Origin of the sequence: Streptomyces sp. NPDC057654, assembly GCF_042800135.1 — a bacterium.
GTDB lineage: Bacteria > Actinomycetota > Actinomycetes > Streptomycetales > Streptomycetaceae > Streptomyces.
The window spans coordinates 1-4,495 of sequence record NZ_JBHVHQ010000717.1; the positions used below are offsets into that span (position 1 = coordinate 1).

Here is a 4,495-nt window from a genome sequence, read left to right on the forward strand (position 1 = left end):
CCCGTACGGACAGACTGCCGCGGCCGGACCGGCCGACGGCGTGAGCGACCCGAGGGAAGGCGTCATGGTCGGCGGCGGCCCGCGAGGACGTCGGTGCGGCGCGTGCCGCGTCGGCGTGATCGGCGAGGACGGCTACTGCGAGCGCTGCGGGCACTCCCAGCCGCGCGAACGGGACCACATGGAACAGGAACTGACGGACGTCGCGGCGGTCAGCGACCGCGGGCTGCGCCACCACCGCAACGAGGACGCGTTCGCGCTGGCCGCGACGGCGCTCGCGGACGGCGCCCCGGCCGTGGTGGCCGTCGTCTGCGACGGCGTGTCCTCGGCGACCCGGCCCGACGAGGCGTCGGAGGCGGCGTCCGTCGCCGCGCGCGCCTCGCTGGCCGAGGCGCTGCCCCAGGGCACCCACCCGCAGCAGGCCATGCACGACGCGCTGCTCGCCGCCGCCGAGTCGGTGGGGGCCCTCGCCGAGCCCCTGAACGAGCCACGCGAGCACGCCGAGCACCGCCACCAGAACGCCCCGGCCTGCACCATCGTGAGCGCGGTGGTCGGGGCCGGGACGCTGACGGTGGGCTGGATCGGCGACAGTCGCGTCTACTGGGTGCCGGACGACCGCGCCACCCGCGCGGCCCGGCTCACCGAGGACGACTCCTGGGCCGCGCAGATGGTGGCGAACGGGCTGATGTCGCAGGCCGAGGCGTACGCGGACGAGCGGGCGCACGCCATCACGGGCTGGCTGGGCGCGGACGCGTACGAACTGGAGCCGCACACCGCTTCCTTCTCGCCCGACCGGCCGGGTGTAGTGGTGGTGTGCACCGACGGGCTGTGGAACTACGCCGAGTCCGCCGAACAGATGGCCGCCGCGGTGCCGCCGGACGCCCGCACCCGGCCGCTGCGCAGCGCGCGGTTCCTGGTGGGCCACGCCCTGGACGGCGGGGGCCACGACAACGTAACAGTGGCGGTCCTGCCGTTCCCCGGACCGTCGCAGGGGGCAGGATCGGCCTGAGCCCTGTAGCCGGGGGCCGACGGGGGGAAGCGCGCGCCGGCGCCTGGGGGAAGCGGCGCGTCCGTCCGCTCGCCTACTTTCTGTGTCTACGCAGGTGGAGAGCCTAGGAGCGGATCAGATGGCCACCTTCTCCAAATCGAACGTGCCGCAGTTCTCGGTCGAGGTCTACCAGAACGAGTGCCTCCCCGAGGGCGGCCGCGAGGTGAACGCGATCGTCACGGTCACCGCCACGGGCGGCGGCACCACGGGCGGGGTGGCGCCTTTGGCGCGTACGGATACACCGGCGCGTACGGATACGGGGACGGGCCCAGGGACCGGTCCGGGGACGGGGGCGGGGGCGACGGAGCGCGCTCCGGACGCGGCCGTCGTGATCATGGTCGACTGCTCCGGTTCGATGGACTACCCGCCGGCCAAGATGCGGGGCGCGCGTGACGCGACGGCCGCCGCGATCGGAACGGTGCGCGACGGCGTCGCCTTCGCCGTCGTCGCCGGTACGCACCAGGCCAAGGAGGTCTATCCGGGCGGCGGCCGGCTCGCGGTGGCGAGCGCCGCGACCCGGTCGCAGGCCAAGGACGCGCTGCGCAAGCTCAGCGCGGGCGGCGGCACCGCGATCGGCACCTGGCTGCGGCTGGCGGACCGGTTGCTGGGCTCCGCCGATGTCGCGATCCGGCACGGCATCCTGCTCACCGACGGCCGCAACGAACACGAGTCGCCGGAGGACCTGCGCAACGCGCTGGACGCGTGCGCGGGCCGGTTCACCTGCGACGCGCGCGGCGTCGGCACGGACTGGGAGGTCAAGGAGGTCACGGGGATAGCCTCGGCGCTGCTCGGCTCCGCCGACATCGTCGCCGACCCCGCCGAGCTGACCGCGGACTTCACGCGGATGATGGAGTCGGCGATGGGCAAGGAGGTCGGGGACGTCAGCCTGCGGCTGTGGACCCCGCAGGGCGCCGAGATCGTCTTCGTCAAGCAAGTCGCGCCCACCGTCGAGGAGCTGACGGGCCGGCGTACGGACTCCGGACCGCGCACGGGCGACTACCCGACGGGTTCGTGGGGCGACGAGTCGCGCGACTACCACCTCTGCGTACGGGTCCCGGACGCCGGCGTCGGCCAGGAGATGCTGGCCGCGCGCGTCTCGCTGATCCTGCCCGACGCCGCCGAGGGCGGCGGTCCGCGCCCGCTCTCGCAGGGGCTGGTGCGCGCCGTGTGGACGGACGACCTGGCGGCGTCGACCTCGATCAATCCGCAGGTCGCGCACTACACGGGCCAGGCCGAACTGGCCCGTGTCATCCAGCAGGGGCTGCACCTGCGCAAGTCCGGCGACATCGACGGGGCGACGGCGAAACTGGGCCGGGCCGTACAGCTGGCGGGCGCTTCCGGGAACGAGGGAACGGCGAAATTGCTTGCGAAGGTGGTGGACGTCGTCGACGCGACGACAGGTACTGTGCGACTGAAGGCGAAGGTCACGGAGGAGGCGGAGATGACGCTGGAGACCCGCTCCACCAAAACGGTTCGCGTCAAGAAGTAGTGCTGCGGCGACAGTCGGTGGGTCTGCCCGACGAAACCGCCAGTACAGAACGGCAATAAACGGCACAAGAGGGGGAATCAACCGACATGCCGACCTGCCCGAACGGTCACCAGTCGGCGGCCGAGGACTGGTGCGAGGTGTGCGGCCACCGGATGTCGGGGACACCGATGCCCGAGGGCGCCGCCCCGCCGCCTCCGCCACCGCCCCTGCCCGGCGCCCCGCTGCCGCCGCCCGGCACGCCCGGCCCTCCGGGCTCTCCGGTTTCACCGGTTTCTCCGGGCGGTGGGTACGGCTATCCGGGGCAGCCGCCCGCGGCCGGGCCGGACGTCACGGGCCAGGGCGAGCTGTGCCCGCGCTGCGGCACGCCCCGCGAGTTGCAGGCGCCGTTCTGCGAGGAGTGCCGCTACAACTTCCTGACGCACACGCCGTCCGCGCACACGCCCTCCTCGTACGCGCCGCCGCCGACGCCGGGCTTCCAGTCGGCTCCGCCGCCGGTGCCGCCGACGCCGTATCAGACGCAGCCGCCGCAGAGTTACGAGTACCACGGCTCGCGCCCCTCCCAGATCAACCGCCAGGCCGAGCCGCTGCCCCCGGAGCCCGAACCGGAGCAGCCGGGTCCGCCGCCCGCTCCCGCGTACGGCGGTGGTGCGGGCGGTGGCGGTGGTGATGACTGGGTGCTGCCGCCGCCGATCGCCTCGGCCCCGGTGGCCCCGCAGCCCGCCCCCGGCGAAGAATTCCCCCACACGAACGCGCAGGCCGCCGCCGCGCCTCCGGCCCGGCCGCCGTACGAGGCTCCGCCGGGGACGCCGTACGAGGCTCCGCCATTCCCCGGACAGCCGACGGGCCAGCCGATGGGGCAGCCGGCAGGGCAGCCCACCGGCCGTCCGGCGGCGGGCCGGCCGTTCGATCCGGACTTCGCGCCGGAGAGCGACTACCAGGGCGGTGGCGGCTCGGCCCCGGTGGTCCCGCCGCAGCCCCAGCCGCAGCCCGGGGCCGACCCGTACAGGCCCGATCCGTACGGACCGGATTCCTACGCACCCGCCGATCCGTACAGGCCCGGTCAGCCGGGAGCCGCGCAGCCCGGTCCGTACCAGCCGGAGCCCTCCCACCCCGCCCCCGATCCGTACGGGCACGGCGGGTACGAGCAGCAGGGGCCGCCCGGCGGCACGGACAGCTGGGTCGCCGTCATCGCGCCGGACCGCGAGTACTTCATGGCGATGATGAACCGCAGCGGCCCCGAGGCCGGCGGGCTCAACCTGCCCGCGTACTCCCCCGAGCAGCAACTCCCGCTCAGCGGCCACCAGGTCACCATCGGCCGCCGCCGCCACAGCACCGGCGAGTCCCCCGACATCGACCTGGCCCGGCCGCCCGAGGACCCGGGCGTCTCCCACCAGCACGCCATGCTCGTCCATCAGTCGGACGGCAGCTGGGCGGTCGTCGACCAGGGTTCGACGAACGGCACCACGATCAACGGCGCGGAGGACCCGATCAAGCCGTACGTGCCGGTGTCGCTGCGGGAGGGCGACCGGGTGCACGTAGGGGCGTGGACGACGATCACGGTACGCCGGGCCTGACCTCCCGGGCATCAACCGCGTGCCCCCAAGGTCCAGTTGTACGGTCCGTCCGGGTCGTCGAGCCATGCCCACTGGCGGGGGCCGCGTACGGTCACGCCGAAGCGCTCGCGCCCCGGTTCGCCGGTGTCCCGCCATACGTCGAGGGCCTCGACGGGGTCGAGCCGCCCCGTAGTGAGGGCGAGCAGGAACCGGAAATCGTCGTTCCGCGGCAGTCGGCGCGGCAGACCGTCGCCGCGGGGCGGCGACGGCACGGCGCCGCCGCCGCGCAGTGGCACGAAGTAGGCCGGGGTGGCCAGGAAGGACCCCGCGGCGTGCTCGGCGTCGAGGACGCGCAGCGCGATCAGCCCGGTGGCGAGCGGGGCGAGCACCAGGGCGTCGGGGCGGCAC

3 protein-coding genes and 1 pseudogene are annotated in these 4,495 nt (G+C 74.4%); 3 read left to right on the top strand and 1 reads right to left on the bottom strand.

What is annotated here, in order from left to right; genetic code table 11:
- From ACFU99_RS34340 to ACFU99_RS34350, 3 genes are all read left to right on the top strand, one after another.
- The coding region (locus ACFU99_RS34340; protein WP_384399710.1) for a PP2C family protein-serine/threonine phosphatase at positions 1-1,006 on the top strand (1,006 nt) is incomplete at its 5' end.
- Between the two features lie 118 nt (positions 1,007-1,124).
- On the top strand, positions 1,125-2,534 hold the full coding sequence (locus ACFU99_RS34345) for a VWA domain-containing protein (RefSeq protein WP_384399713.1): 1,410 nt from the start codon (positions 1,125-1,127) through the stop codon (positions 2,532-2,534).
- Positions 2,535-2,620: 86 nt separating this feature from the next.
- Positions 2,621-4,108 (top strand): FHA domain-containing protein, encoded by a 1,488-nt coding sequence (locus ACFU99_RS34350; protein WP_384399715.1) that lies wholly within the window; start codon positions 2,621-2,623, stop codon positions 4,106-4,108.
- A gap of 11 nt (positions 4,109-4,119) precedes the next feature.
- On the opposite strand, the pseudogene ACFU99_RS34355 reads toward ACFU99_RS34350, so the two are convergent.
- Positions 4,120-4,495: pseudogene (locus ACFU99_RS34355) on the bottom strand (methyltransferase); the annotation flags it as partial.

What these genes read in the sequence shown, in the direction of transcription:
- ACFU99_RS34345 (WP_384399713.1), top strand. Translation starts at nt 1,125, where the DNA reads ATGGCCACCTTCTCCAAATCGAACGTGCCGCAGTTCTCGGTCGAGGTC.
- ACFU99_RS34350 (WP_384399715.1), top strand. Translation starts at nt 2,621, where the DNA reads ATGCCGACCTGCCCGAACGGTCACCAGTCGGCGGCCGAGGACTGGTGC.